Origin of the sequence: Anabaena sp. CA = ATCC 33047, from assembly GCF_963870205.1 — a bacterium.
Taxonomy (GTDB): domain Bacteria; phylum Cyanobacteriota; class Cyanobacteriia; order Cyanobacteriales; family Nostocaceae; genus Trichormus.
In genome coordinates this window covers 84,050-110,955 of record NZ_CAWMSA010000056.1, presented here as the reverse complement: position 1 = coordinate 110,955, position 26,906 = coordinate 84,050, and the positions used below count along the sequence as shown (strand labels likewise).

At 41.4% G+C, this 26,906-nt stretch carries 25 protein-coding genes; 14 read left to right on the top strand and 11 right to left on the bottom strand.

The annotated features are described in order from the left end of the window. Window positions 1-172: 172 nt before the first annotated feature. Complete coding sequence (locus AACS98_RS17200; RefSeq protein WP_066382032.1) at window positions 173-1,426, top strand: tetratricopeptide repeat protein; 1,254 nt, start codon at window positions 173-175, stop codon at window positions 1,424-1,426. Window positions 1,427-1,634: 208 nt separating this feature from the next. On the opposite strand, the gene AACS98_RS17195 is transcribed toward AACS98_RS17200, so the two are convergent. Then, a complete protein-coding gene (locus tag AACS98_RS17195) occupies window positions 1,635-3,095 on the bottom strand; it encodes an aminotransferase class I/II-fold pyridoxal phosphate-dependent enzyme (protein WP_066382028.1) in 1,461 nt (486 codons plus the stop codon). A gap of 224 nt (window positions 3,096-3,319) precedes the next feature. Here AACS98_RS17195 and AACS98_RS17190 point away from each other — a divergent pair, with 224 nt between their 5' ends. From AACS98_RS17190 to AACS98_RS17180, 3 genes are all read left to right on the top strand, one after another. Further along, window positions 3,320-3,541, top strand: a complete 222-nt coding sequence (locus tag AACS98_RS17190; RefSeq protein WP_066382026.1) for a hypothetical protein — start codon at window positions 3,320-3,322, stop codon at window positions 3,539-3,541. A gap of 38 nt (window positions 3,542-3,579) precedes the next feature. Beyond that, window positions 3,580-4,671, top strand: a complete 1,092-nt coding sequence (gene ychF / locus AACS98_RS17185) for a redox-regulated ATPase YchF (protein WP_066382024.1) — start codon at window positions 3,580-3,582, stop codon at window positions 4,669-4,671. 120 nt (window positions 4,672-4,791) lie between these two features. After that, a complete protein-coding gene (locus tag AACS98_RS17180; protein WP_066382373.1) occupies window positions 4,792-5,235 on the top strand; it encodes a YidH family protein in 444 nt (147 codons plus the stop codon). Window positions 5,236-5,385: 150 nt separating this feature from the next. Here the strand turns inward: AACS98_RS17180 and AACS98_RS17175 are convergent, their stop codons facing one another. After that, complete coding sequence (locus AACS98_RS17175; protein WP_066382022.1) at window positions 5,386-5,910, bottom strand: DUF937 domain-containing protein; 525 nt, start codon at window positions 5,908-5,910, stop codon at window positions 5,386-5,388. A 142-nt stretch (window positions 5,911-6,052) separates the two neighbouring features. Then, window positions 6,053-7,753: a sensor histidine kinase gene (locus tag AACS98_RS17170; RefSeq protein ID WP_066382020.1), complete on the bottom strand. Its 1,701-nt coding sequence runs from the start codon at window positions 7,751-7,753 to the stop codon at window positions 6,053-6,055. Between the two features lie 384 nt (window positions 7,754-8,137). Between AACS98_RS17170 and AACS98_RS17165 the strand changes: the two genes are divergently transcribed. Then, window positions 8,138-9,700, top strand: a complete 1,563-nt coding sequence (locus AACS98_RS17165; RefSeq protein WP_066382371.1) for a YcjF family protein — start codon at window positions 8,138-8,140, stop codon at window positions 9,698-9,700. A gap of 35 nt (window positions 9,701-9,735) precedes the next feature. Here AACS98_RS17165 and AACS98_RS17160 read toward each other — a convergent pair whose 3' ends face one another. After that, window positions 9,736-9,954 (bottom strand): toxin-antitoxin system HicB family antitoxin, encoded by a 219-nt coding sequence (locus AACS98_RS17160; RefSeq protein WP_066382019.1) that lies wholly within the window; start codon window positions 9,952-9,954, stop codon window positions 9,736-9,738. 6 nt (window positions 9,955-9,960) lie between these two features. Continuing rightward, window positions 9,961-10,383 carry a putative toxin-antitoxin system toxin component, PIN family gene (locus AACS98_RS17155; RefSeq protein WP_066382018.1) on the bottom strand — a complete coding sequence of 141 codons (423 nt, stop codon included), beginning with the start codon at window positions 10,381-10,383 and terminating at the stop codon, window positions 9,961-9,963. A 436-nt stretch (window positions 10,384-10,819) separates the two neighbouring features. Between AACS98_RS17155 and AACS98_RS17150 the strand changes: the two genes are divergently transcribed. The 5 genes from AACS98_RS17150 (at window position 10,820) to AACS98_RS17130 (ending at window position 16,670) form a co-directional block, all read left to right on the top strand. After that, a complete protein-coding gene (locus AACS98_RS17150; protein WP_084386931.1) occupies window positions 10,820-12,484 on the top strand; it encodes a serine/threonine-protein kinase in 1,665 nt (554 codons plus the stop codon). Window positions 12,485-13,121: 637 nt separating this feature from the next. Beyond that, a complete protein-coding gene (locus AACS98_RS17145) occupies window positions 13,122-14,105 on the top strand; it encodes a decaprenyl-phosphate phosphoribosyltransferase (RefSeq protein WP_084386930.1) in 984 nt (327 codons plus the stop codon). A 63-nt stretch (window positions 14,106-14,168) separates the two neighbouring features. Beyond that, window positions 14,169-14,708 carry a YqeG family HAD IIIA-type phosphatase gene (locus AACS98_RS17140; protein WP_232317166.1) on the top strand — a complete coding sequence of 180 codons (540 nt, stop codon included), beginning with the start codon at window positions 14,169-14,171 and terminating at the stop codon, window positions 14,706-14,708. A gap of 46 nt (window positions 14,709-14,754) precedes the next feature. Beyond that, entirely contained in the window at window positions 14,755-15,108 is a 354-nt protein-coding gene (locus AACS98_RS17135; protein ID WP_339373717.1) for an SMR family transporter, read from the top strand. 23 nt (window positions 15,109-15,131) lie between these two features. Beyond that, window positions 15,132-16,670, top strand: a complete 1,539-nt coding sequence (locus AACS98_RS17130; RefSeq protein ID WP_066382011.1) for a glycosyltransferase family 39 protein — start codon at window positions 15,132-15,134, stop codon at window positions 16,668-16,670. A 257-nt stretch (window positions 16,671-16,927) separates the two neighbouring features. On the opposite strand, the gene ileS is transcribed toward AACS98_RS17130, so the two are convergent. Beyond that, window positions 16,928-19,858, bottom strand: coding sequence for an isoleucine--tRNA ligase (ileS, locus tag AACS98_RS17125; RefSeq protein WP_066382009.1), 2,931 nt, complete (start codon window positions 19,856-19,858; stop codon window positions 16,928-16,930). 231 nt (window positions 19,859-20,089) lie between these two features. Here ileS and AACS98_RS17120 point away from each other — a divergent pair, with 231 nt between their 5' ends. Together AACS98_RS17120 and AACS98_RS23640 are read left to right on the top strand one after the other, a co-directional pair. Further along, entirely contained in the window at window positions 20,090-20,338 is a 249-nt protein-coding gene (locus AACS98_RS17120; protein WP_066382008.1) for a DUF4926 domain-containing protein, read from the top strand. A 75-nt stretch (window positions 20,339-20,413) separates the two neighbouring features. Further along, entirely contained in the window at window positions 20,414-20,572 is a 159-nt protein-coding gene (locus AACS98_RS23640) for a hypothetical protein (RefSeq protein ID WP_231867068.1), read from the top strand. Window positions 20,573-20,744: 172 nt separating this feature from the next. Here AACS98_RS23640 and AACS98_RS17110 read toward each other — a convergent pair whose 3' ends face one another. The 4 genes from AACS98_RS17110 to AACS98_RS17095 all read right to left on the bottom strand — a co-directional run bounded on the left by AACS98_RS17110 (window position 20,745) and on the right by AACS98_RS17095 (window position 22,553). After that, on the bottom strand, window positions 20,745-20,873 hold the full coding sequence (locus AACS98_RS17110) for a hypothetical protein (protein WP_255362913.1): 129 nt from the start codon (window positions 20,871-20,873) through the stop codon (window positions 20,745-20,747). Between the two features lie 91 nt (window positions 20,874-20,964). Next, complete coding sequence (locus AACS98_RS17105) at window positions 20,965-21,420, bottom strand: type II toxin-antitoxin system VapC family toxin (RefSeq protein WP_232317165.1); 456 nt, start codon at window positions 21,418-21,420, stop codon at window positions 20,965-20,967. Beyond that, window positions 21,353-21,616, bottom strand: a complete 264-nt coding sequence (locus AACS98_RS17100; protein ID WP_066382006.1) for a hypothetical protein — start codon at window positions 21,614-21,616, stop codon at window positions 21,353-21,355. The genes AACS98_RS17105 and AACS98_RS17100 overlap by 68 nt, the downstream gene beginning before the upstream one ends. A 160-nt stretch (window positions 21,617-21,776) precedes the next feature. Continuing rightward, on the bottom strand, window positions 21,777-22,553 hold the full coding sequence (locus tag AACS98_RS17095) for a Ycf66 family protein (RefSeq protein WP_066382001.1): 777 nt from the start codon (window positions 22,551-22,553) through the stop codon (window positions 21,777-21,779). Between the two features lie 320 nt (window positions 22,554-22,873). Between AACS98_RS17095 and gndA the strand changes: the two genes are divergently transcribed. Further along, window positions 22,874-24,304 (top strand): NADP-dependent phosphogluconate dehydrogenase, encoded by a 1,431-nt coding sequence (gndA, locus tag AACS98_RS17090; RefSeq protein ID WP_066381999.1) that lies wholly within the window; start codon window positions 22,874-22,876, stop codon window positions 24,302-24,304. A 311-nt stretch (window positions 24,305-24,615) separates the two neighbouring features. Here gndA and AACS98_RS17085 read toward each other — a convergent pair whose 3' ends face one another. Next, entirely contained in the window at window positions 24,616-25,746 is a 1,131-nt protein-coding gene (locus tag AACS98_RS17085) for a serine/threonine-protein kinase (RefSeq protein WP_066382367.1), read from the bottom strand. Window positions 25,747-25,914: 168 nt separating this feature from the next. Between AACS98_RS17085 and AACS98_RS17080 the strand changes: the two genes are divergently transcribed. Further along, on the top strand, window positions 25,915-26,906 hold a 992-nt coding region (locus AACS98_RS17080), incomplete at its 3' end, for a hypothetical protein (RefSeq protein ID WP_084386929.1).

Sequence of the window (26,906 nt, the reverse complement as noted above, 5' to 3'; positions counted from 1 at the left end):
GATGAGGGAGATGAGGGGGATGAGGGAGATGAGGGAGATGAGGAGGAAAACTAATGACTAATGACTAATGACTAATGACTAGGGATAATTCTCAATGCTTGATGCGTCAAACTAATTTGCAGTTACAGTGGTTAGGCATAGTTGCCCCATGCCCAATTCCCGATGCTCATATATGGTAAAATACATCAAGTTAAAACGCTTCAGTGCTATGATTACAGCAGCTATGCTCTGGCAGTTTGGCTGTTCTGTGACGTTAGCGCAGAGTAAAGACCCTCAACAAGCTGATAGATTCCCGCCTAGTCCTTTAGAAATCACTACACCAGATCCACTTTTACCATCTTTACCCAAAAAACAACCTTTAAGTCTTGCAGAACAACAGCAACTTCAGATAGCGTTGGATGAGTTAAATCAACAAGCGACGGCGAAATTGCAAGCTGGAGATAAAAAAGCGGCTTTTGAAATTTGGAACCGGGAGTTACGCTTGCGTCGCTATTTGGGTGCTGTGGGTGAGGTGCAAGCATTGTCACGAGTTGGTGATATTGCTTGGCAACAAAGCGATCGCCAACAGTTATACTACATTACACAAAGGTTGCAGACTATTCAAAAACAAGCACAACCCAAAAAGTCTAAAACTCAAACTAACGTTGATTTTCCACTGTTACAGGCGTTAGGTGTAGCTTATCAAAAAGTGCGATTGCCTAAACCTGCCATTGAAATTTATCAACAAATTTTGGCAGTGGTGCGACAACAACAAGATACATCTGCGGAAATTGATACCCTGAAAACTCTGGGAGAATTAAATCTGAGTTGGTTTAATTATCCGCAAGCTGCTACTGCTTACGAGGAATTGTTAAATTTTACGACTGCTAGGGGTGCAAGTCAAGATGAGTTAACATATCTGCAACAGTTAGCTTATATCTATCAGCAGGGGAAGCAACCACAAAAAGCTATTGAGGTGCTGAGTAGACTGAAAGCGATATACTCCCAAAATGATGATCAGACACAATTGCCGAGTGTGCAACAGGCGATCGCAGCTAATTATGAAATTCTCGCCCAAGAAAATCCTGATTTACTAGAAGCAGCTTTCACCAACTACCAACAAGCTTATCAAACAGCTTGGCAATTGCAACAATTTGCGCGGGCGGCTGAAGCATTGCAGAAATTAATCCCCTTATATCGTTCTCAAGGACAAATTGATGCAGCTTTGCAAACTAACCAAATTCTTTTAGAAACAGAAGTTAGAGCCGCTAATTATTATGGCATGATGCAAGCTTACGACCAAATGGGACAATTATATTTAGACAAAAAAGATTACCCACAAGCACTAACAGCTTTTCAATACGGCTTAGAATTAGCGCGACAAATCAAACATCAAGAAGCATACTTTACTCAGCAAATTGAAACAGTATCAAAGCTAAATCAATAAATAGAAATGAAACCACAGATGCACAAAGATAATTTATCGGCGTTTATCTGTGGTTTCATACAACAAACCAGGATTTTATCCAAAGTTTAATCCTTGAGAGAATATCTGATTGTGAGCAATGCCACAAATATAGTCTTGTTTATTAAGCAAATTATCAACAATTCTTGATATATCTATTTCATCTGCGTTTATCTGCGTTTATCTGCGTTCACACTTTCACGACTTTTAAACTAGATAGACTACTATCAGCACAGCCTGAGATAAATCCCCCTACGGCTTGAATTTCCTGTAAATAATCAATTGTAGCTGGAGTAATGATTTCCCCAGGCATTAAAACGGGAATACCAGGGGGGTAAGGACAAACAATTTCCGCACAGATGCGATCGCCCGTCTGTTTTAGAGGTAAGATTTCAGTAACGGCAAAAAAAGCCTCACGGGGAGTAATCCCCGGAAAATACCTAAAACAATTGTCATTATCCCATCTCCTCGTCCCTTGCGGCGTAGGAGGTGGGGTTTTTTCTGCTAAACTCCTAAAACCCTGCACTAACTGATGAATATCATCTGCGGTGTTACCCAAGCTAATAATAAACGTGAGATTTTGCAGTGTTGCTAATTCAGCAGTTACACCAAGTTTATCTAAAATTTCCTCAACTGCAAACCCCGTTAAACCCAACCCAGAAACATTAACTGTTAATCTTGTTTTATCCAAATCAACAAACCCAGGTGATAAAGATGCCTCTGGTGGTTGCAAAACTGATAATCTGGGAATGTGACTAATTTTGTGTCTAGCTTCATGCGCTAGTTGCAAAGTGTGAGACATTAACTGTTCACCTTCTAACGCCATTTGTTGACGCGCTGCATCTAGGGAAGCTAAAAGGATATAACTAGGACTGGTAGACTGTAAAAGTTGCAAAGCTTTATTTATTCGGTCAATATCAATTCTATTGCCTTGGATGTGCAGCATGGAAGCTTGCGTCATTGCACCTAAGACTTTATGAATTGACTGTATAGTTAAATCTGCACCTGCGGCTAAGGCTGAGATAGGTAGTTGGGGATGAAAAGCGAAGTGTGCGCCGTGTGCTTCATCGACCAGTAAAGGAATATGATATTCATGGGTAATGTGAGCGATCGCCTGTAAATCTCCACAAACACCATAATATGTGGGGTAAACTGTCAACACCGCTTTAGCATCAGGATGTTGTTGTAAGGCTGCTTTTACTCCATCAGGCGTGATACTGTGGGCAATATCTAAAACCGAATCATATTCAGGATTAACAAAAATCGGGATTGCACCTGAGAGAATTAAACCAGCGATCGCCGACGAATGTACATTACGTGGCAAAATAATTTTATCCCCCACACCACAAGTAGCGAGAATCGCCGCCTCAACTCCACAAGTCGAACCATTGACAAGAAACCATGTATGTGCTGCACCAAAAGCTTCAGCCGCTAACTGTTGCGCCTGTTGAATCACACCTTGAGGAGCGGATAAATTATCTAAATCAGCCAACTCCGTTAAATCTGCACCAAATACAGCCTTACCCAGCAAATCAGCCAAAGGTTGATAAATTCCCCGTCCCCGCTTATGTCCAGGGGTATAAAAAGCCGCATGAGGACGTGCTGCACAGAGTTTTAAAGCTTCTAGTAACGGTGCTTGGTGTTGATTCATTTTCAGAAAGCGAGGAAGAAGTGGGGGAGATGAGGAAGCGGAGGAGCAGAGGAGAAGAACTTTTACCCCGTCAACAGTCAACCATCAACCATCAACCATCCCAATTTGTATCTTGCTTTGTTTCTAGCTAAAATAACACTTTTGGGTATAGTCATATAGGGAGATGTCAGGAATTCAGGTTGTCATCTAGTTTGGGAAGGTCGAATAATTGAGATAGATTGATCATGATTCATCCTAGAGCTATTTCTATCCCCGAACCACAAATACCCAACCCTGAACCAAACACATTACCAGAACCGCAACCCACACCGGGGCCTACAATTCCCCGTCCTTTCCCAGAGCCAGTACCAGAAACCGTACCTGCTCCCATCCCGCAAACTGTTCCGGGGCCTGTACCAGAACCAGTCCCTGCACCCATTCCCCAGACTATACCAGCACCCGTGTAGTTTACTTCTGTACATAAATTCAAAATCTAAAATCTAAAATGCTAAGAGCCGGAATTGTCGGACTTCCCAACGTCGGAAAATCTACTTTATTTAATGCTGTAGTGGCTAATGCTAAAGCAGAAGCGGCTAACTTCCCGTTTTGTACTATTGAACCCAATGTAGGCGTTGTTGCAGTACCGGATGAGCGTTTAAACGTGCTTTCTAATATTTCCGGTTCAGCCCAAATTATCCCCGCACGTATTGAGTTTGTGGATATTGCTGGCTTGGTGAAAGGTGCGAGCCAAGGTGAAGGACTAGGTAATCAATTTTTGTCTCATATCCGCGAAGTTGATGCAATAGTCCATGTAGTACGCTGTTTTGAAAATGATGATATTATCCATGTTGCTGGTTCGGTTGACCCAGCACGGGATATTGAAATCATTAGTCTAGAATTGGCGTTAGCAGATTTAGGACAAGTTGAACGCCGCATTGAACGTACCCGCAAACAAGCCCGCACCAGTAAAGATGCTCAATTTGAGGTGACAGTCCTCGAAAAATTAGCGGCTGCTTTAAATGAAGGTAAATCAGTCCGTCAAGTTAGTTTAAATGAAGAAGAAGCCGCAGTTATTAAAGGATTAGGTTTACTCACCAATAAGCCAATTATTTATGCTGCTAATGTTTCTGAAGATGACTTAGCAACTGGTAATGAATTTGTGGAAAAAGTGCGACAAATTGCCGCACAAGAAAACGCTCAAGTTGTGATTGTTTCTGCTCAAGTAGAAGCCGAACTTGTAGAATTACCAGAAGAAGATAAAGCTGACTTTTTAGCATCTTTGGGTGTAGAAGAAGGCGGATTAAAGTCTTTAATTAGTGCTACTTATACTCTGTTAGGACTGAGAACATATTTCACCAGTGGACAAAAAGAAACCCGCGCTTGGACAATTCACGCCGGAATGTCAGCACCCCAAGCAGCAGGTGTGATTCATTCGGATTTTGAACGGGGTTTTATTCGGGCAGAAACCGTTGGTTATAATGATTTAGTTGTATCTGGTTCGTTGAATGCTGCTAAAGAAAAAGGCTTAGTTCGTAGTGAGGGGAAAGAGTATATTGTTCAAGAAGGGGATGTTATGTTATTCCGGTTTAATGTGTAGTTGAAGAAAGAATAATTGAACGCAGATAAACGCAGATAAACGCGGATGAATTTCTATTCTATCCGGTGGGAATCCGCTATAATTGCAGGTGTAGATGAGTCTGCACCTGCATCTCATCTTATGAATAAAACGCCAAAAATTGACAGACAACGGGAACATCAAGCCAATGAACGGACTTTTTTAGCTTGGCTGAGGACTTCTATAGCTTTGATTGGATTTGGTTTTGCGATCGCTCGTTTTGGTTTGTTTTTACGTCAGCTTAATTTGGCAATTACCCAAACAGAAACGTCGGTACATCCGATATTTAACTCTCAAAATTTAGGCATTACTTTAGTAATTTTTGGTATTGTCACTATTGCTTTAGCCGCATGGCGATACAATCAAGTTTTTTGGCAAATTGAACGCAGCAACTATCAAGCTAATCGTTGGGCTGTCTGGGTGATGACAGGGGTAGTCATCACTTTAGGTGTTCTGAGTTTGCCGTTGCTGTTGTTAAAAAATCATATTTCTCCTCGTCCATCTTCTCCCCTACAACCCCAGTCTCGCAATTTTGACAGGCGATGAGTTATTTAAAAAAATTGGTTTTCTTGTGGAACAGTCATCTTGACTGTTCTGGGCAGGCAGGATGCCCACCCCACAAGAGGAAATAAAGCTAATACACTATTTTAGCTGTGTCAGTGCATGACAATTTTTAGTCAGGAGTGTGTACACTCACTATCTGCGAACATAGCGACTAGCTAGTTGGATAGCGTCAGCGATATCAACATCACCATCTTTGTCTGCATCGAGGAAGTTATTCAAGACTGGATTACCAGCAGTTTGAGTATTCTGTGCATTAGCCCCAGATTTTAAGAAATTCAGCACTAACGGCACAACTACAGGCAGCAATTGTAAAATGGTGTTGGCATCTAACCCGGTACGCTGGGCTGTTACCCTTGCTACTTGTTCTTGGGTGTCAGGAGAAAATAGGGAATTTACAGCTTGTTCGTCAAAGGTACTACCAGCATACTGATTTACCAAAGCCTGTGCTGTTTCATTACCCTCTGTGGCTTGTTTTTGTTGTAAAGCAGTACGTACATAGTTACCAACAACCCCCATAACCGATTGCATAGTTCCTGGATCTGTACCTGTTGTTGTGCTTAAATCTTGTACACTATCGATAATAGTTTGTATTTGACTGATATTACCTTGTAGATTCGGGTTATTCACAGCATTGAGAACTTGATCAAAAAGTCCCATATTGTTGATTTCTCCTTTTGTTCTATTGGTAAATGGAAAGAAGAGACAAGGTAGACAAGGTAGAATTTTTATTAATCCCCAATGCCCCATGCCCCATGCCCCATGCCCATTGTGCAGAAATCTCACCTGCAAAACCAGGAACTTAAGGCTGAAAAATCGGGAGAGCGATCGCAAATTCTGTATTATGATTTAATTCAGACTTACAGGTGATTTTCCCTCGGTGTTTTTCCACTACAATCTGGTAGGTAATCGCTAAACCTAAACCTGTGCCAATTCCCCGTGGTTTAGTTGTAAAAAATGTCTCAAAAATTTTCCTTTGATTCTCTGGGGAAATACCAACGCCGTTGTCTGTAATTCTCACTGTCACCGTATTATCTTGACAGCGTTCCGTAATAATAGTTATTTCTGGTTGAAATTCGGGATTATTGGCGGCTTTTTCTTCTAAAGCATCAATGGCATTGCTGAGGAGATTCATAAATACTTGATACAATAAACCTTTATAACCGGGAATGGTGGGGATTTCTCCATATTTGCGAACAACATTAATACCTTTTTTCAGGCGTGTATTCAAAATCAACAGTGTACTATCAATACAAGAATGTAATTCTACCTGTTGCAATTCACCATCATCTAAACGGGAAAAATCTTTTAAACCTCGGACAATTTCTTTAGTACGTTCAGCACCAACCATCATAGAATTAATCAGTTTTGGTAAGTCTTCTAAGAGAAACTCTAAATCAATTTCTTCGGCGACAGTTTCCACCGCAGATGGTGGTGATGGTATTTCATTTTGATATGTTTGCAGTAGTGTTAATAAATCATCAATATAGGTTTTGGCGTGGACTAAATTACCAGAAATAAAATTAATCGGGTTATTAATTTCATGGGCGACACCAGCTAGCATCCGCCCTAAGCTAGACATTTTTTCGCTTTGAATTAGTTGTGTTTGGGCTTGGGCTTGTTGTTCTAGCAAAAGCTGCTTGACTTGTTGAATTAACTGATTGAATGAATTAGTTAAACTACCAATTTCATCGGTGGTGGTTACGGGTGCTTGTAAATCAAAGTTGGCTTGTTGGGTGACTTGTTGAGCAATAGCTGTTAGTTTATTAATAGGTCGTGTGATAATGATGCTAGTGTAAGCTGCTAAGAAACTAGCGATCGCCACCGAAAGTAAAATACTAGCAATTATAATTTGCGCTTGCATCATCGCCGCCTGATTTTGGGCTGTATCCGCTTCCTCTTGGCGTTCTCGCACCGTTTTCACCAAGTCAGTCAACTCGTGGGAAAATTCTATTAGCTGCTTGACTTCGGAACTTTTACTAAAGTCGATTAATAATTTTTGTGCGGCGGTTTGTCCTTGGGGTTGTAAACTCAGGGTGATGATTTGCCCGTTGATTTCTATTAGTCGCTGAAAATAAACCTTGATAGTATCATCGTGCTGATTGAGCAATGCTTGTAAATCCTGGCGGGAATGAGTGCGGCTAAACTCACGCAATTGGTTAAGCACAGTTTTAGCTTCGGCTGCATGGGTGAACAATTCGGCATCTTCTTGTTGTAAAGCTTGCTTGTGTCCCAGTATAGAGATGATTTCATGCTGATGGGAATGAATTTCTAACAAAACTCCTTGTAAATCACTTAACAAGCCTCCTTCCTGATCTGCCAAAATCATTTTCTCTCTAGCTTGTTGAAAATAGCGATCGCCTATCACCAACCCCAACATTGTACCAAAAACCGCAATTCCCAACGCCACACCATAGCCACAGACAATTTTTCGCCGAATACTTAATCGGTGAAACTTGTTCTGTATACAATTCCAGGGTTTTAATTGAGATATCGCGCTCATTGTGCAACTTATACCAATTCAAAATTTAAAATTCCGGTATCTGGAAAACCCCTTTCCACACCTCTCCCCTACAAGGAGGAGTCACTGCGTTGCGCGGGTTTCCCGCGTTGTAGCAAGTGGCGTTAGAGGCTTTAACTTTCCCCCTTCCCTGGTAGGGAAGGGGGTTAGGGGGTTAGGTCTTAAGTGGGCATATTTTTCTATTTAGAAGTTCTTACGGTGGTAATGTTTCAGTAAATACCCTAATTGAAAATCACAAATCCAATCTAATTTGATACAAAACGCCCTATCAAGTTTACCAAAAGTTGGAATTTGTACCCTGGTAAGAAACACTGAAACTATTAAGATCAGAAGCATCTGGGTATTTCATATTTACCAATGCCACCCATGCCTCTGTCGCGTCTAATCACCTTAATTGTAGGTTTAATCGTCATTCTGGGACTCGCCCTGTGGCTGATTGATTCCCTCTCACGCCTGTATTGGCAGTTGTCTTACTCGCCATTTTTGGGTAATTTGCTGCTGTTGCTGCTAATTGTCCTGATTGGGGCGTTAGTTGCTGCTTTTGTCTATTACGTGGTAGTATTACAATCTGGTGAACAGCGTTCCCGACGCAACCGCCGACGGGTAACACCAGCACAGATTCCGGCTGCTAAGTCTGATGCGGCTTCTTCCACACTCCAGGCTGTCAGACAGCAAGTAGCACAAATTCAAGATGAAGTTGCACGCCAAGCTTTACTCAGTCGTTCTCAGGAAATAGAAGCTAATTTAGCTAGGGGTGAGATTCAAGTTGTGGTCTTCGGTACTGGCAGTGCTGGCAAAACTTCCCTAGTTAATGCTATAATGGGGCGGATGGTGGGCAGAGTAGACGCACCAATGGGGACAACCACCGCCGGGGAAACCTACTGTCTACGGTTGAAAGGTTTAGAACGAAAAATTTTAATTACCGATACACCAGGGATTTTAGAGGCTGGGGTGGCGGGAACAGAACGAGAACAATTAGCCAGGGCGTTGGCAACCGAGGCAGATTTACTGTTGTTTGTGGTGGATAATGATTTACGACGCTCAGAGTATGAACCACTCAGAGGTTTAGCAGAAATTGGTAAGCGATCGCTCCTCGTTCTCAATAAAACAGACTTGTATACAGACGAAGATACAGAAGCGATATTAGCAAGGTTACGCCAACGGGTGCGGGGATTTATTGCCACAAATGACGTAGTAGCGATCGCCGCTAATCCCCAACCAGCACAACTAGAAACCGGGGAACCCTTCCAACCAGAACCGGATATCGTCCCCTTACTGCGGCGCATGGCGGCAATTTTACGGGCTGAGGGTGAGGATTTGGTGGCTGATAATATTCTCTTGCAATCTCTGCGGTTAGGAGAAGAAGCCCGTAAACTCATCGATGCCCAACGCCGTCGCCAAGCTGATAAAATCGTTGATCGTTTCCAGTGGATAGGCGCGGGAGTGGTATCAGTTACGCCTTTGCCAGTAGTAGATTTACTAGCCACAGCCGCCGTCAATGCCCAAATGGTCGTAGAAATTGGTAGAGTCTATGGTTGTGAATTGAACATGGAACGGGGACGAGAGTTAGCCCTGTCTTTAGCGAAGACGATAGCGAGTTTGGGTATAGTTAAAGGTGCAATTCAATTATTGTCTACAGCATTGCAATTAAATGTAGCTACATTTGTGATTGGCAGAGCAATACAAGGAGTAACAGCCGCATATTTAACCAGAATAGCAGGTAAGAGTTTTATTGAATATTTCCGCCATGATCAAGATTGGGGTGATGGTGGGATGACAGAAGTAGTACAGCGACAGTTTCAAATCAATCGCCGGGATGAATTTATTAAAGCATTTGTGCAGGAAGCCATTGCTAAAGTAGTCAAGCCATTAACAGAGCGTGGTGAGATAATGGAACAGGAAAATGAGGGAATAGGGAATCGAGAATAGGAAATTGGGTGTAGGGGTTTAGCATTGCTAAATCCCTACTTTGTTAGAGCATCAAGTTTAGCTAATATTTCTAATCCTGCTTCTGCATTACCAATTGCAGCCATTGCTTTAAATCTGGTATGAGCATCAAATTCTGCTAGAGCAATAGTAGAAAGTTCTTCAATCAATTTATTGACACTGATACCTTTGGCTTGAGCAAGTTCTTTCAATCTATTATGCTTATCGTCTGGTAAACGAATCGTTAAAGTTGCCATTTGTGTTTAACTCCTAATAATTTCTTCTGGTTTTAATATAGATAATTTAGGAAATAACAATTCAGAATTCTGGAAATCTTTGACATTGTAAGTGGCAATAATTTGAGCATTTCCGGCAACCGCTAATTCAATTAAGTGATTATCAGCCTCGTCTTTTAAATTAGGTCGCCATAAATAGTATATATAAACCCATTGACTGACGCTCATTAATGATGCTATTAAAGCAGAAATTTCTTCAGTAGTTAAAGGGCATTTGGCGATAACTTCTGAGCGATGAATGACTGACTCATACTCAGAAAATAAAGCATTTCCCATCAAAGGCTGATATTCTCCTTTCAAACAGCGTCGAATCAGTTCTCTACTAGAACCTTGCGAGCTAATCAACGCACTGATAAAAACGCTGGTATCAACTACAATTTTAATCGCCATGTAGCTATGATAGCATATACGCTTTCATAATAGTCCTAGCCAAAAGACTAAAAAGCGATCGCCAAAGTAGTCAAGCCATTAACAGAGCGTGGTGAGATAATGGAACAGGAGAATGAGCAAATAGGGAATTGGGTGTAGGGGTTTAGCATTGCTCAACCCATAAAGTACAGGTTTATTTACGATTAGAAAAGAAACACAAAAAAAGTAACATAATTACAACCTTGTTTTTGCTGGGAACTAGATGTGTTATAAGTGGGTCAGCTTGGTTAAACGTAACTATGTCAATACAAGTTGAACGCCGTAGCAAAACTGGTTTATGCCAGTTGCATAACTCTTGTTCCAGAATCTATGCTAAGGTAATGTATCTTTAAACGATTCCGGAAACTCAGGGCAAGGGTGGGAAACTTAATACCAGGACTAACTCAGTAACCAACTCATGAACCACCACATGATCGGTAAAGTATTACAAGCACGCTACCAAATTGTCCAAAATCTGGGTGCAGGGGTATTTGGACAGACATACTTAGCTATGGATATCCATCACCCACACACGCCCAATTGTGTGGTTAAACAACTCAAGGTTAACAGTTTCCATCCGAGTTACCTAGAAACTATTAGATTACGTTTCTTAACCGAAACCGAAACTCTGAAGCGTTTGGGAACGCACCCCCAAATACCGCAGTTTCTTGCTTGTTTTGAAGAAAATGAGCGTTTCTATTTAGTACAAGAATATATTGCAGGACATTCCTTAACGGCGGAACTCCCGATAAATCAACAATGGGGGTGTTTATGGAGTGAAGACGAAATTATTGCTTTTTTAGAAGATACCTTGGAAATTTTAGAGTTTGTTCATTCCCAAGGTGTGATTCATTGCGATATTAAACCAGAAAATATTATTAGACATGTTGTTAATGGTAAGTTAGTCCTAATTGATTTTGGTTCTATCCAAGCTATAAATTTTGGTATGGATGGTGACTTATCCATTTACCAAGCTCCTGCGACTTCATTAGGTTACATTCCACCAGAGCAATTTATTGGTAAAACCCAGCCCAATAGTGATATTTATGCTGTGGGAATGATTGCTATTCAGGCTCTCACAGGGGTAGAACCATTGCAACTAGAAATAGATCCCCAGACTAATGAAATTCTATGGCGTTCACCCGATACCCTGGTGAGTGATTATCTGGCGGCAATTCTGACTAAAATGATTTGCTACAATTACCAGGAACGTTTTCAGTCTGCAACTGAGGTGTTGCGTCTCCTGAAGCATTTGATATGGGAAACGAAAGTCAAACCAACTACTCAAACACAGCCAATTCAAAATACTCCAGTAGAACCGACTTTAGAAGAATCATCACCTATACTTAAAGGGGTGACTGTAGGAATAGCGGTAAACTCTTTATTAATGGGCTTGGGGGCTTATTCTTTAGTTAATACTTCTCCGTCATATTCGGAAACAGAACTTTTATCCCAAGCTAAAAAAGAATATCAATCAGGAGATTTGCAAAAGGCGATCGCCCTAGCTCAATCAATACCATCTTATAGTAATGTTTATCCAGAAGCTCAAGTCTCCCTGGAAGCTTGGCAACAGCAATGGCAAACAGCAGCACACAAATATATATTAGCAGAAACAGCTATGTCTGAAGGTAGATGGTCAGATGTCCTGACTGCTGCTGCTGAAATTCCCAGTATTTCATATTGGCAAACAAAAGCTAAAAATTTAGTCCAACAAGCCAAAACCAATATCGAAACCCAAACACAAGAGTTATTAGGTAAAGCATTCACCAAAGCGCAAGCAAGAGATTTTTCTACAGCGTTAGAATATCTGCGACAAATTCCGAAAGAAAGTTCTGCTGGTGCTTTAGTGCAGAAAAAATTGGTTGAATACAGCGAAAAACGACAAATGAGAGCCGCATATTTTTTACATCAAGCCCACCAACAAGCATTAATTGGGAAGTTTGATAATGCGGTGAAATTTCTCCGCCAAATTCCTCAAGATACCTCTGTTTATGCTCAGGCGCAAACTAAGTTGAATGAGTACAATCAAAAGCTACGTATACAGCGTCAAAGTCAAAATCTAGCTTATCAGCTTGGGCGATAGGTGTAAAAGTTACGGTAGTGGCGTGGCACAGCTAAAAAAGTGCATTAGATGTAGCTTGGGTTAAGCGCAGCGCAACCCAACTCTTAGATTGGTGTTGGGTTTCCTTACGTCAAACGCCATTCGCCCCAAGCCAGGAAACCCTTCCACGGCAATGGCTCCCCAACCTACAATTTTTTTACAACCTTTTAGTCTAGACAATTTACAAAGTTTCCCAAGATAGCAGCTATCTCGACAACAGCCCAAAATAGTGGCTACTGCCTATACGTACAACTTTCACGTCGCACATCTCGGTTCAACACCAGTAGGCAAAAACCGCTAAGTTATAAACAGTATAACTTGTAACGATTATGCGATTCTTGACCGTCTTTTCTCTGCCCATTAGTAGAATTTAACATCTATCGGAGCAGTGTAATTTTAATTGTGGATTTTCCAACCTAACTTTAGTTTGGCAATTAGCAAAATGGTGTGTTTTAGAAATGAAATAAGAGTTTTATCTCAACAAAATTGAGATAAAAATCAATTTTTGGCTAGTTCAAGATTTAACTAAGTTCTATATTTTAGTTTTGACTGTGGGTGTGTGAACAGTTAGATAAGTGTTGTCCTGAAAATATTCTTGTGACTTAGAAATAAAAAATATATGACTTATCATCATGTTTCATTTGCAAAAAAATGTTTACTATTTGTAATAGATAGTTACAAGAAATTAAGGTATCATTTAGCATCTCTAAGACCCCGACAATGGACAAAAAATCTGGTAGTGTTTGCAGCACCGTTATTTGCCTTTAGCATCAATCTGCAATCACTGCTTGGCAGTCTACTAGCATTTACATTATTTTGTTGTGCATCAAGTAGTTTTTATTTAATTAATGACATCGCAGATGTCGAATCTGATCGTCAACATCCTGTGAAGTGTCAGCGACCAATCGCCGCCGGATTAGTCAGCATCCATGTAGCTTTGGGGATGGCGGTAGTGCTATTATGTATCGCTCTGATTATTGGCTGGTTGCGATCACCACATTTAGGTGCAACCATTACAGCTTACGCCGTGTTGCAAATCGCTTATAATCTGAGACTCAAGCGAATGGCGATTTTGGATATTGGTGCGATCGCTACTGGATTTGTTCTAAGAGCCTGTGCTGGTGCTGCTGCTACCAACATTGTTTTATCGGCCTGGTTTTTTCTCTGTACAGCAATGCTGGCTCTGTTTTTAGCAATAGAAAAGCGCAAAGCAGAACTGCGTTTGACGCAAATCAAAGGTAACAAACCTCGTGCTGTCCTCAAACATTACTCCTTACCCCTGCTGGCTCGTATGGAAAATGTCGTTACCACTGGCACGGTTGTCACTTATGCACTTTGGAGTGCCGGGCCCTATCTGCAAGGAGCATCTACTTCTTGGATGCTACTCACTTTACCGTTTATATTGTATGGCATTTTTCGTTATCAACTACTGAGTGACCCCCAGGGAATTGCCAATCATCAGGATCATATAGAGCAAGGCGGACGCAGTGAGCGACCGGAAGAAGTGCTATTAAAAGACTTGCCTATTTTGGTAACTGTAATAGGTTGGGTAATCACTTGTTTTACCATTCTCCTACTCAAACATCAAGGGTTGATCAAGTAAATCTTCAGGATTTAACAAATGATAAATTACAAAAATTTATTACTAAAGTGGTACCAACCATTTTTGAAAAAGAAACATGACAAACTTCCACGGCATATCCATATACTTGCTCAACTTGAAATTTATCAAATCAACAATTGTGGCGTTAAAGGAATTATTCTCGATTTAGATAACACTATTGTTTCAGAAGATGACCGATACCTATCTCCGGGTGCAGAAGATTGGATTACACAGGCAAAACTAGCAGGATTGAAATTTTTCATCCTCTCAAATGGAAATCGTCATTATCGAGTGAGATTTTGGTCTAATCGTCTAAACATTCCAGCGTTCAACCCAGCCAAAAAACCGTTTTCCTCTGCATTTCGTAAGGCAATAGCTTATATGGGTCTGCGACCAAAACAAGTAGTTGTCATTGGTGATAGTTTACATACCGATGTTCTGGGAGCATGGCTGTGTGGGTGTAGTTGTATCCAAGTTGCTACCTTACCGCATCCGCCCCGATGGTGGGAAAAACTCGCAGGTACATGGGTACAAATATCTTATCCAGATGGCGAAGAACTTTGGGAATTTGATGCTCCTATTGACTATGAAAGTTTCTTATAACTTAATTTCCTAGAAAAAATTAAGTTATTAAAGTGAGTAGATTTTTATGATGAGCAACCCTCTTGTCTTTGGCTTATTGATTTTAATCACAGTGGGATTAAATACACTGGCTCAAACTCTTATGAAATTAGGAGTAGGGACACATCCATTAAATATTTATTTGTTGGGAGGAGTTTGTAGTTATGGTTTGAGTACAATTTTTTATGTATTAGTTTTAGCCAAATTAAATTTATCTGTTGCCTATCCAATAGTCATAGGATTAACAATTGTAGTCACAACAATATCAGGGGCTTTCATTTTGCGAGAAAAAGTCTTGATTTCCCAATGGCTGGGAGTGGGATTACTATTGAGTGGTATTGCCGCTATCGCTTTTGCGAAAAATGCTGAAAATTTTAAATAAGCAATTTAGTAAAATAATTATCTATGAAAAACATCTTAGGAAATTTCTGCAAAACTTACTGTCAATACGCAATATTTTGCAATGTTTTCATCTTTTTCTGGGCATTATTTGCTTTAACTAACAATGGTTCAGATAATTCTGAAGGACTATTTCATTACCAAGTTGCAGTTCAAATTATTAAGCACAGACAGTTGGGCTTTGATGTCATGCAAACGGGTATCTTTCAAATAGCACCTAATGGCAGAATCTATGCAGGACATGAAATTGGAAATACACTTTTTATGCTGCCAACAGCATTGATCAACGTTATGTTAGAAAAGATTTTTTCTAATTTTGTCAGTATAGAAAAAATAGAGATGATTCAGAAATTTATTCTATCATTCCAATCTGGTGCTTATTCAGCATTGACTGCAACTACTTTCTTTGCAATTTTGCATACAAGATTTTCACAGGCAAGAATACCCAGTTTTTTAGCAACTCTCTGTCTAGTTCTGACTACATATTTCTGGACTTATTCGCGGAACTTATTTGACGGTGTACTATGCACTACACTATTGACTCTATCTTTCTTTTTGATTTTAAGCTATCGACAAAGAAATAATTGGTGGTATTTATTTGGTTGCTTTATTTGTCTAGGATTTGCTTTGATTACTAGGATATCTATGATTTTAGCTATTTTAGTATCTTTCGCTTACTTAATAAATAATAGAGCAACCTTGACAATCAAAATTAGAGAAATTTCTTGGGGATTAGTGACACTTTTACCTTTCGTCGCCTGGCAATGTTGGTACAACTCTCTAAGAACTGGATTTTTTTATAAATCTCCTGTACAAACAGCAATATATGCACATAATAATTCTTTAGATGGAAATATATTTATAGGCATATTAGGACTCATTATTAGCCCTGGCAAAAGTTTATTTATTTATGCTCCTTTAGTTATTTTATCTATCTTATTATTTAAAAAATTCTACAAAGAGCATCAGCAAGAAGCCATCTATGTAGCATCACTCACTATACTCTGGTTTTTACTTCATGCCAGGTTAAGAAGTTGGTATGGTGCTTGGGGGTGGGGGCCACGACACTTTATTACTATCTTACCAATTGTATTTTTGCCATTTGCTGTAAATTTTGAATATATTCTGAAAAGAATAGAATTGAGAATAACAGCCATCTTTCTTGGATGCTTCGGTTTTCTTCTGGCATTCTCTTCAATGATTTCTAATTGGCATTTCCGAATGGAGTATGCAAGACAGCGAGGTTTACTTGATGACAATATATTTGTTTGGGGTTTTTGGAATAGTCAAGCAATCGATATGTTAAAAGGTGCATTTGATAATATTATGCGAATATTCACTCATGCACCAATCATTAAGATTACAGATTCATATTCAGAGGCGAATGAATATGCTAGTAGCACTATCAATATCTGGTCAAACTCTTTGATATATACAGGTATTCCTTGGTATGTAGTAGCGATTTTAGTAAGTTTTTTACTAATTTTAGTTTTTAAAACATTTGTCAATATTACATATTTTAAATCATATTCCAAAGAAAAGTAATGGTATGTTATTACTTGGAGGGATAGAATTACACCATCATGCAAAATGGAGTTATCAAGGTTCAGTTGAGATTTCTCTCTTCTATATTCCTTGTGTGTCATCCCCGAATTTTTCTATTCGTTCCAAAACTTCTACTCAGTTTTCCTGAGTCAATTTGTACTTCTTTGCCTAAATTTCAGTTGCAAAGCTGGAATTTTGAAAACCACAAATATTTAAACCCCTCTCCGCATCGGAGAGGGGTTAGAGAGGTGAAAAAATTAGAACTCTCCAGCTAAGGCGGAAACGCAACGTTCACAAATTAGGGGATGCTCTGCTGATTCTCCTACATGGGTGGAGTAATTCCAACAGCGATCGCATTTTTCACCGTCTGCATTCACTACCCCAATTTCCCAAGTTTCAGACTGCAAAGTATATTTGACATCTTGCAGTTTCTCAGGTGAATCTAATAATTCTACCTGGGAAGTCAGGAATAAATAACGCAGTTCATCGATACCGTTACCGCTAACAGGATTTAAAGTTGCAATGGCGTTGCGGGAATTTGCATCTTTGACATAAATCAAAGCTTTGGCTTCTAGGGAAGAACCAATCATTTTGTCTACCCTAGCTTGTTCTAAAACTTTGTTAACATCAGTCCGCAACTGGCGCAATTTTTCCCAAACTTCTGCTAACTCTGGATGATGCCATTTATCTTCTAACTGCACCCAACCAGCTTGAAACACTGATTTGTAGGGTGTTTTGTAGGGGAGATGTTGCCAGATATCTTCTGCCGTGTGACACAATACAGGTGCGATCGCTCGTGCTAAATTCTCTAAAGCGATGTGTATCACTGTCTGACAACTGCGGCGACGGAAAGCATTCGGCGCACTGATATACAGTCTATCTTTCGCCACATCTAAATAGAAATTAGACAAATCCACCACGCAGAAATTCTGCACAGTTTGGAAAAAGCGGAAGAATTGGAAACTGTCAAAAGCTTCGGTTACTTCTTGGAAAACTTCACGGATGCGGTGCAGCATATATTTATCTAGCTGCGGTAACTTCTCAAAGGGTACAGCATCTTTTTCTGGGTCGAAATCGTGTAAACTACCCAACAAAAACCGTGCCGTATTGCGAATCTTACCTCTGACATCGTTGAGTTGTTTAATGATATTACCACCCAAACGCACATCAGCCGTGTAATCTACAGAAGACACCCACAACCGCAACACATCAGCACCATAGGGGGGTTCTTTCTTCTGGTCTTTGCCACCCTGAATCATTACCTGTGGATCAACCACATTCCCCACTGATTTACTCATTTTCCGCCCTTGTTCGTCAAGAACAAAGCCGTGAGTTAACACAGTTTTGTAAGGTGCGATGCCATTTACTGCTACACTGGTCAGCAAACTCGACTGAAACCAACCGCGATGTTGGTCAGAACCTTCTAAATAAATATCAGCCGGGTAGCGTAACTCTGGACGCTGTTTAACTACAGAAGCCCAAGATGAGCCAGAATCAAACCATACATCCATTGTATCAGTTCCGCGACGGTAAGACCGACCATTATGGCGGTAAGACTCTGGTAATAATTCTTCTACCGACAGTTCCCACCAAGCATCAGAACCTTTCTCAGCAATGATAGCTTGAACGTGGTTGATAGTTTCCTCATTTAATAAAGGTTCGCCGGTTTCCTCATCGTAGAATACCGGGATAGGTACACCCCAGGAACGCTGACGAGAGATACACCAGTCAGAACGTTCCGCTACCATTGGCGTGATGCGATTCTCACCTTGGGCTGGAATCCATTTTACAGAAGCGATCGCCTTGAGTGCCTCATCCCGGAAACCAGCCACCGAAGCGAACCACTGTTCAGTCGCCCGGAAAATCGTCGGCTTTTTCGTCCGCCAGTCGTAAGGATATTTGTGGGCGTAAGCTTCCTCCTTCAACAGCGAACCCGCAGCACTTAGCGCATCAATAACCGCCTGATTTCCATCACCCAAAACATTCAACCCAGCAAACTGTCCCGCTTCCTCGGTAAAATTGCCATTATCATCCACAGGTGCAAGGATAGGCAAACCATAACGCAAACCAACAATGTAGTCTTCTTGACCATGACCCGGCGCAGTATGTACCAACCCTGTACCCGATTCAGTTGTGATGTAATCACCACCCACAACCACCGGACTTTCCCGCTCAAATAGCGGATGACGATAAGTAGTATGTTCTAAATCTTGCCCCTTGAATGTGGCTTTTACAGACAACTCCGCCGAAATAGTAGCCGCCAAACGCTCCACCAAATCCGCCGCCACAATCAAATACTTAAAACCTCTCTGCGCGACGGACACTTTGCTCAAGTCGGGAGACCCGCCCACGCAAGTGTCCTCCTCCGCGTCTGGGCGTGAAACTTCCACCAAAGCATAATTGAGGTCGCCATTAACAGCCACCGCCAAATTACCTGGAATTGTCCAAGGCGTAGTAGTCCAGACAGCCACACCCAAATCAGGCAAATACTCACCCAAAACAGGTTTAACCGCCTCAGCCAAACCCGTCACCGGGAAAGCCGCATAAATACTGCGGGAAGTATGGCCTTCTGGGTATTCCAACTCTGCCTCAGCCAAAGCCGTCTTAGAACTGGGACTCCAGTGAACCGGCTTTAACCCGCGATAGATGTACCCTTTTAAATACATCTGCCCAAACACGCCAATTTGCGCCGCTTCATATTCCGGCTTCAGCGTTAGGTATGGGTTATCCCAGTCACCCCAAACACCATAGCGTTTAAAACTTTGGCGTTGGTCATCCACCGTAGCCAGAGCAAATTCCTTAGCCTTTTGGCGTAATTGCAGAGGTGTTAAATTTTGCCGTTCTGCCGACTTGAGCGTTTGCAAAACCTTCAATTCAATTGGTAAGCCGTGGCAGTCCCAACCAGGCACATAACGCACCTTCCGCCCTTGTAGCAGTTGGTAGCGGTTAATAATATCTTTGAGAATTTTATTTAAGGCATGACCAATATGAAGTGAGCCGTTGGCGTAGGGAGGCCCATCGTGCAGTATAAATAATTCGCCTGGGTTGTTTTGCGACAGGCTGTCAAAAATCTTATTTTCTTCCCAAAACTTTTGAATTTCTGGCTCACGCTTGATGGCGTTCGCCCGCATCTCAAAATTAGTCTTGGGTAAATTTACCGTATCTTTGTAGCTTCCAGGTTCTGTCACAGCTTCATGCCTAAGTTTTATGTGTACAGGTTCTATCAATTATAAGAGATGGGATGAAGTCCCAAATTAGCGATTTTGTTGACTGTTGCAAGTTTTATTAAGTAATAGTAAGCTTGCTGGCTAAAATTGATACAACAAATCCTAACGATAGGTGAAGAATAGATAGATGTTCCCTGATTAACCACCTGTTATCCTTTGTTGTAAAGTTCTAATATGTGGAGTCGATATAAAATGAGTACAAATACACCCAAGTTGTTGGATATAGTAGCACTCACTGTTGATCTGCCGGAATATAATTTGTTACGTGGTCAAGTTGGTACAATAGTCGAAATCCTAGCAGATGGTGCTGCATTTGAAGTAGAATTTAGCGATAGTAACGGGCAAACTTACGAATCTGTTGGTTTGCGTCCAGAGCAAATTATGGTGTTATATTTTGAGCCAGCATCTCCTAGTTCAGTATCTGAAATGGTTACAGCATAACTTAAGCGTAGGCTAGCTTGGGATATGATTTTTTGATTTGGCAAATTTACAAATCAAGTCACTCTTAATCCACCTATGGGATTAACCCTCAACCTACCACCAGAATTAGAACAGTATCTAACACAGGAAGCACAACAGCAAGGAGTTTCTGTCGAAACTTATAGATTGCAATTGCTCCAAAAATGTCTTTTAGAATTAGATAAAAATTCAAATATTGAAGGAATACCCACATAAATTGTAATTGAAGGTATTTATCAGGGAATAAGAGAAGCATTAAGTGGACAAACTATACCCCTTTCACAAATGTGGGAAGGAATAGATGCAGAATAATTAACCTCTGCCAATTGCAATTGCTCTTACTCCTCATTTTACATTTAATGTTGGGTTTCATTTCATTCAACCCAACCTACTGGCTACTACGACCTTGTTGAAATTCCGCGATCGCTTCCTGCGCTAAAGCTTCTAACTTACCATCTGCAATGTCTTTTTCTAACTCCCTCTCAAACTTTGAACAAATTATAGCTTTGTGAGCCAACTAAAAGAGCTTATCCCCCCTAACCGCGAATGACAAGGGGGGAAACAGACACCGAGAAGGCGATCGCCTTATCCTAGTAACAGCGCAAATTTTATCCTAAGCTCCAATCTTGCAACTCTAGTCCTTCAATTCTACCGAAGTGTCGCTGATTGTGAGTAATTAGAACTAGATTATTAGCGATCGCTACACCGGCAATCAGCAAGTCAATATCGTCGATGGGAATACCTTGGAGTCTTAAGTTGGCGTAGATATTTGCGGATATGGTAACTGATTTTTCGCTCAGGGGCAAAACAGAATTTTGGGCAGCAAACTCTAAAAACAAAGCAAGTTGCTTTTGGGCATCCCGATGCTTTAACCCACTCAGGATTTCGTAATAAGTGATGATACTGATGTTGATTTGATTATAAATGGCTAAATAAGCCTGAAACTGGTTGACTACATTAGTATTACCACGAAAAAACAAGGATAAGATATCAGTATCAATCAATGCTGGTTTCACGGCTTGTTCTTTGAGAGAATGCTTGCTGACGACGGATAGCGATATCATCTACAAATTCGCTGTATGCTTCCTCTGATAAATCACTCCAGCAGCCGGCGAACTGCATGATTTTTGTTGTGTTGCTGCTGTTGGTTTCTGCACTCAGTCGAAATCCATGAATCAATTCATACAGTTGTGCTAACTTCGCTTCTGGGATTTGCTGGACTTCTTCCCAGACCTTAATTTTCCATTCCGAAGGGTTCATTGGCTAATTTTTCCCAATTGTTCGACTTTATCTGCAAATATTGTCAGACACAAATTATAGGGGGCGTAGAGCGTGTTTTCAAAGTTTAATTATCCCCCCCTAACCGCGAATGACAAGGGGGGAAACAGACACCGAGAAGGCGATCGCCCACTCTGAAAATTCAACTACCCTGATTATTGGGTGGTTGTGGTTCTGTTGGTGCTTCAGCCGGGGGAGCTAACGCCGCATCGGGCGCAATTTCTTCCAACGGAATTCGTGTTTTCTCCTCAGTTTTATCATCCGCTTGGGCAACTTCCACCGCTTCCGGGGATGGGGGATGAGGTGGAATAACTTCAGGTACAGTTGCGGCTTCAGGTTCAGTAACAGTTGTAGCTGTTTCCTCTGTAGGCTGTGCTGCTACAGTTGGTGATTCAGATTCAGTAATAGTAACAGGCTCTTGGGCTCGTGTTTCTGGTGTTTCTCTCTTGTCGATAATCTCTACATCTGGTTTTGGCGTAGTTTCCGGTTGGGGAGTTGGAGTTTTTGGACTAACAGACTGTGTTCCTCGGTTTTTCAACCCTGCGAAAATCCCAGCTACACTTTGCTGTAACTGCGCCAACCGTTGGGGTAAAGATAAATTCGCCGCCTGTTCTTGCAGAGTAGTTTTCACAGCTTCAGAACTGGGTAATGGAGTTTGCTGTGCTTGGGGAGTCAACTGACGACGTAGTGCGAGAGTTTGCCAGCCAAACCACACCAAAAGAGCCACACTAGCCACATGACCCAGTAACAGACCTCCAGTAATGCGGGGAGCAAACACCCATAAAACTAGAGCATAAAACAGCCCTACTCCACTCCAAATAAAATCATTCTTGCGGTGGATTTCTGGAAAAAAGAAAGCTGATAGATAGATGGCTAAACTACCAAGGCCGACCACCAAAGCTAGGACATTTGCCAGCATTTTTAGGTTACTCCTTTAACTAGGGATTGGGTATTGGGTATTGGGCATCGCTGCACTGGACATCAAACAAGTCAAAAGCCAAAAGTAAAGAATTTTGAATTTTGAATTTTGAATTGATTTGTCCCCAGTCCCCAACCCCTAATTTCGCAAATTTTGCCAGCTATTTGTGAAGTTAGATACAATTTAATACTTTTGGACTGTGTTTCCAGTGAGCATTTCTTGTTTAGATTAACTCTTAATGTCTTCTTTAGGGGAGAAGAGAAAATCTCGGACTACCCTTAAAGATGAAGGAACCTGCAAGAGTTAGCCAAACATAGTTTATGACCCTACAAAGCTTTGGTGTGATTGGTTTAGCCGTTATGGGCGAGAACATCGCTCTGAACGTTGAGCGTAATGGCTTCCCAATTGCAGTTTATAACCGTTCCAGAGAAAAAACCGATGCTTTCATGGCACAGCGTGCCGGAGGCCGTAATGTTAAAGCTGCTTTTACCTTAGAAGAATTCGTTGCCGCCTTGGAACGTCCCCGCAAAATTCTTGTAATGGTGCAAGCAGGTAAGCCAGTAGATGCGGTCATTCAGCAGCTAAAACCTTTGCTCGATGAAGGCGATATCATCATCGATGGTGGCAACTCTTGGTTTGAAGATACCCAACGCCGGACTCAAGAATTAGAACCCGCAGGTTTGCGGTTCATTGGTATGGGTGTCAGTGGTGGTGAAGAAGGTGCGCTCAATGGCCCTTCACTCATGCCTGGTGGTACACAAAGTTCTTACGAGTACCTGTCACCTATTTTCAACAAAATTGCTGCTCAAGTCGATGACGGCCCTTGTGTAACTTACGTTGGCCCCGGTGGGTCTGGTCACTACGTTAAGATGGTACACAATGGCATTGAGTACGGCGATATGCAGCTAATTGCTGAAGCCTACGATTTGCTGAAAAATGCCGGTGGACTTGACCACAATCAGCTACATGAAGTTTTTGCTGAGTGGAATACTACCGACGAACTCAATTCTTTCTTGATTGAGATTACAGCCAACATCTTCCCCTACATCGACCCAGAAACCAAACTACCCCTAGTAGATTTGATTGTTGACGCAGCAGGTCAAAAGGGTACTGGTCGTTGGACTGTACAAACTGCTCTGGAATTAGGCGTTTCTATCCCCACCATTACCGCCGCCGTAAATGCTCGGATTATTTCTTCGATTCGTGATGAACGAATTGCCGCATCTAAGCAGTTGACAGGCCCCAGTGGTAAGTATAGTGGCTCTACTAAGGAGTTCATCAACAAAGTACGGGATGCCCTCTACTGTTCTAAGATTTGCTCTTATGCTCAAGGGATGGCTCTACTATCTACAGCTTCAAAAGCATATAATTGGAATTTGAATCTGAGTGAGATGGCGCGGATTTGGAAGGGTGGCTGTATTATTCGCGCTGGCTTCTTGAATAAGATTAAGAAGGCATTTAACGAAAATCCTGCATTACCTAACTTGCTACTTGCGCCTGAATTTAAGCAAACAATTCTCGACAGACAAGCAGCTTGGCGGGAAGTGATTATCACAGCTGCCCAACTTGGTATCCCTGTGCCGGCTTTTAGCGCATCTTTGGATTATTTTGACAGCTATCGCCGCGATCGCCTACCCCAAAACCTCACCCAAGCACAACGCGACTACTTCGGCGCACACACCTATCTGCGTACCGACAAACCCGGCAGTTTCCACACTGAATGGGTTCCCATCACTGAAACTAAGAAGTAAGTTTCTAGTTCTCTAAATCTCAATTTATTTGTCAGTGGCTCTAAATATTAGAGTCACTTTTTTCTTACCTATTCACTTCTTTAAACTACCTATTTTATATCATGTCCGGTTAATTACTTATGATAAGTTTTCGATGCTGATATTTTCTCTTTTCTCTTTTCTCTTTTCCCTGTTCCCTGTTAAGAGTTCCCTACCCGAACAGATATGATAACTATTCAAACGGACATGATATTAGTTCTGATTTTGTTCACTTAGCGTCTTTTATAGAGGACTAAAGTCCTCACTACATACAAATAGGTTGCTCATGGCATTTATTCGTTATTATTCCCCAGATATTTAGCTTTTAATTCCTCTAATTCTAGGTCTATTTTGCTGTTATTTACAGAAATATTATTCCCGGTTGGCGGTTGTATATTTTGGGGTTGGGGTTTCCCACCAGTCTTAAATTGAGTTTTTAATTCCTCTAGTTCTAAATCTATTTGACTTGGTGAATTTGCTACTAATGTTGGTGGCGAAGTCGGTGTTACTGGATTAATCAATGTCGGTGGGATTGTTGCTGCTGAAGATTGTTGATTTAAATCTTGCAAAACTGCATCGGCTGTCTGATAGCGTCTAGCAGGAATGCTGACTAGCATTTTGTTGAGAATGTTAGTTAAATCCTGACTGATGGGGGTTTTTAAGTATTGCTGCCAAACCCAATTATCATTATTTACATCATAGGAATCAAAAGGCGATCGCCCAGTTAATAATTTAATACAAGTCGCCGCCAAACTATAAATATCACTCGCAAAAATCGCCCTGCCCCTGATTTGTTCTGGTGCCACATATTCAGGACTACCAATACTTGTCCCCGTTTGATTTAACGCCGTTTGAGTCGCAGACTTACAAGCCCCAAAATCTACTACAAATAATTTATTGTCACTGCGCCGCAAAATAATATTTTCTGGCTTAATATCCCGATGAATTACTTGTCTATCATGACAAAATTTTAAGACTGGCAATAAATCATTTAATAATTGCCGAATCTGCTTTTCATCAAAAGCACCTTTGTGTGCTAGTTCCTGGGCTAAGTTGGCTCCATCAATAAATTCTTGTACTAAATATTGTCGATCATCTTGGGTAAAATACGCCAAAAGGTCAGGAATTTGAGGATGACTGCCCAAGTCATCTAACTGTACGGCTTCTTGGTTAAATAATTCTATCGCTTTCTGTACAGTATTAGTGCCTTGGGCTTGGGGGTAAAATTGCTTAATCACACAGGGCGGTTTAGAAGGTTTATCTTCATCCACAGCTAAGAAAGTCCTGCCAAAACCCCCTTGTCCGATGGGTTTGATGGCACGATAACGTTCTTTGAGCAGTAACTTAGAACCACAACTTAAGCAAAACTTCACATCGTTAGGGTTTTCTGGCTTGAGACAACGGGGATTAAGACAGTAACTCATTGGCAGGATGGCGTTTGACATCGCTCTAACTGTCTTTATTTTGCCCTGTGAACCGCTTGGCGGCACTCAAAATTAAAAATTCTGACAATATACTGAGAATCTCACTAGAGCCGATGTCCCCAGTTTGTGTCATAATAAGCCGATCGCTAGAGTAATAAGTTACTAACTGTGCAATCAACGGACGATATTAACTACCTAGCTGCGGCGTTGCAACAGCCTACTGATCTGAGTTTTGAACTGCCAGATCCTGAAGATGAACAGATTCCAGAGTCAGATTTTCAACAACAGCTAGATATAGCTTGGCAGGTGTGCGATCGCTTTGATTTGCAAACTGAAATTTGGCGGGGGCGCATCTTAAGGGCTATCCGCGACAGAGAAAAAAAAAGCGGTGATGGGCGTGGTACTGGTTTCCTCAATTGGCTCAAGCAACGGGAAATCAGCAAAAGTCAAGCCTACGCCTGGATACAATTGGCTAACAGTGCTGATACGCTTTTACAAGAAGGCAAGCTAGAGCCGAGTGCAGTCAATAATTTTAGTAAACGCGCTTTTATTGAAACCTCGAAAGCTGCGCCAGAAGTGCAACAGATGGTGAGTGAAGCCGCTAGTAAAGGCGATCGCATCACTAGGCGGGAAGTCCGTCAACTCACCGACGAATGGACAGCGATGAGTTCGGAGTTGTTACCCGAACCAGTCAAAGTTAAAGCCGCCGAAAATTCCCTTCCCCCCCGCTACATTGCGCCTCTGGTGAAGGAAATGGAAAAACTGCCAGAACCACATCAAAAATTTATTCAAAAAGAAATTGCCGCTAGCCCCGATGTCGATACTATCAAGCAAGTAACCACAGAAGCGCGTCAGCTAGCCAAATATCTCAAGTCGGCGGCGCAAGTGCAAGCATTAACACAGAATGATATAGACATCGAGACAGCCTTAGAAGAAGCCCAAAGAATCGGCTGTTTAAGTGTAGCGGCTGACTTAGTAAATCAAGCCTCCCAAATCGAACAAACCATTGCCAAGTTATACATGACGTGGAAACGCATTAGTAATCTGGCAGATAGATTATATGTAGATACTGGTGCCAGTACCCCCAACTTGCGATCGCTCCTCAGTAGCATCGAACCCCTAGGTAGTGAAGTCATGGAAGTCCAACTTAGTGGTGCTAT

Bases quoted from the DNA above. Each gene is read 5' to 3' on its own strand.
- AACS98_RS17200 (WP_066382032.1), top strand. From the start codon at position 173: ATGGTAAAATACATCAAGTTAAAACGCTTCAGTGCTATGATTACAGCA.
- AACS98_RS17195 (WP_066382028.1), bottom strand. From the start codon at position 3,095: ATGAATCAACACCAAGCACCGTTACTAGAAGCTTTAAAACTCTGTGCA.
- AACS98_RS17190 (WP_066382026.1), top strand. From the start codon at position 3,320: ATGATTCATCCTAGAGCTATTTCTATCCCCGAACCACAAATACCCAAC.
- ychF (WP_066382024.1), top strand. From the start codon at position 3,580: ATGCTAAGAGCCGGAATTGTCGGACTTCCCAACGTCGGAAAATCTACT.
- AACS98_RS17180 (WP_066382373.1), top strand. From the start codon at position 4,792: ATGAATAAAACGCCAAAAATTGACAGACAACGGGAACATCAAGCCAAT.
- AACS98_RS17175 (WP_066382022.1), bottom strand. From the start codon at position 5,910: ATGGGACTTTTTGATCAAGTTCTCAATGCTGTGAATAACCCGAATCTA.
- AACS98_RS17170 (WP_066382020.1), bottom strand. From the start codon at position 7,753: ATGAGCGCGATATCTCAATTAAAACCCTGGAATTGTATACAGAACAAG.
- AACS98_RS17165 (WP_066382371.1), top strand. From the start codon at position 8,138: ATGCCTCTGTCGCGTCTAATCACCTTAATTGTAGGTTTAATCGTCATT.
- AACS98_RS17160 (WP_066382019.1), bottom strand. From the start codon at position 9,954: ATGGCAACTTTAACGATTCGTTTACCAGACGATAAGCATAATAGATTG.
- AACS98_RS17155 (WP_066382018.1), bottom strand. From the start codon at position 10,383: ATGGCGATTAAAATTGTAGTTGATACCAGCGTTTTTATCAGTGCGTTG.
- AACS98_RS17150 (WP_084386931.1), top strand. From the start codon at position 10,820: ATGAACCACCACATGATCGGTAAAGTATTACAAGCACGCTACCAAATT.
- AACS98_RS17145 (WP_084386930.1), top strand. From the start codon at position 13,122: ATGACTTATCATCATGTTTCATTTGCAAAAAAATGTTTACTATTTGTA.
- AACS98_RS17135 (WP_339373717.1), top strand. From the start codon at position 14,755: ATGATGAGCAACCCTCTTGTCTTTGGCTTATTGATTTTAATCACAGTG.
- AACS98_RS17130 (WP_066382011.1), top strand. From the start codon at position 15,132: ATGAAAAACATCTTAGGAAATTTCTGCAAAACTTACTGTCAATACGCA.
- AACS98_RS17120 (WP_066382008.1), top strand. From the start codon at position 20,090: ATGAGTACAAATACACCCAAGTTGTTGGATATAGTAGCACTCACTGTT.
- AACS98_RS23640 (WP_231867068.1), top strand. From the start codon at position 20,414: ATGGGATTAACCCTCAACCTACCACCAGAATTAGAACAGTATCTAACA.
- AACS98_RS17105 (WP_232317165.1), bottom strand. From the start codon at position 21,420: ATGATATCGCTATCCGTCGTCAGCAAGCATTCTCTCAAAGAACAAGCC.
- AACS98_RS17100 (WP_066382006.1), bottom strand. From the start codon at position 21,616: ATGAACCCTTCGGAATGGAAAATTAAGGTCTGGGAAGAAGTCCAGCAA.
- AACS98_RS17095 (WP_066382001.1), bottom strand. From the start codon at position 22,553: ATGCTGGCAAATGTCCTAGCTTTGGTGGTCGGCCTTGGTAGTTTAGCC.
- gndA (WP_066381999.1), top strand. From the start codon at position 22,874: ATGACCCTACAAAGCTTTGGTGTGATTGGTTTAGCCGTTATGGGCGAG.
- AACS98_RS17085 (WP_066382367.1), bottom strand. From the start codon at position 25,746: ATGAGTTACTGTCTTAATCCCCGTTGTCTCAAGCCAGAAAACCCTAAC.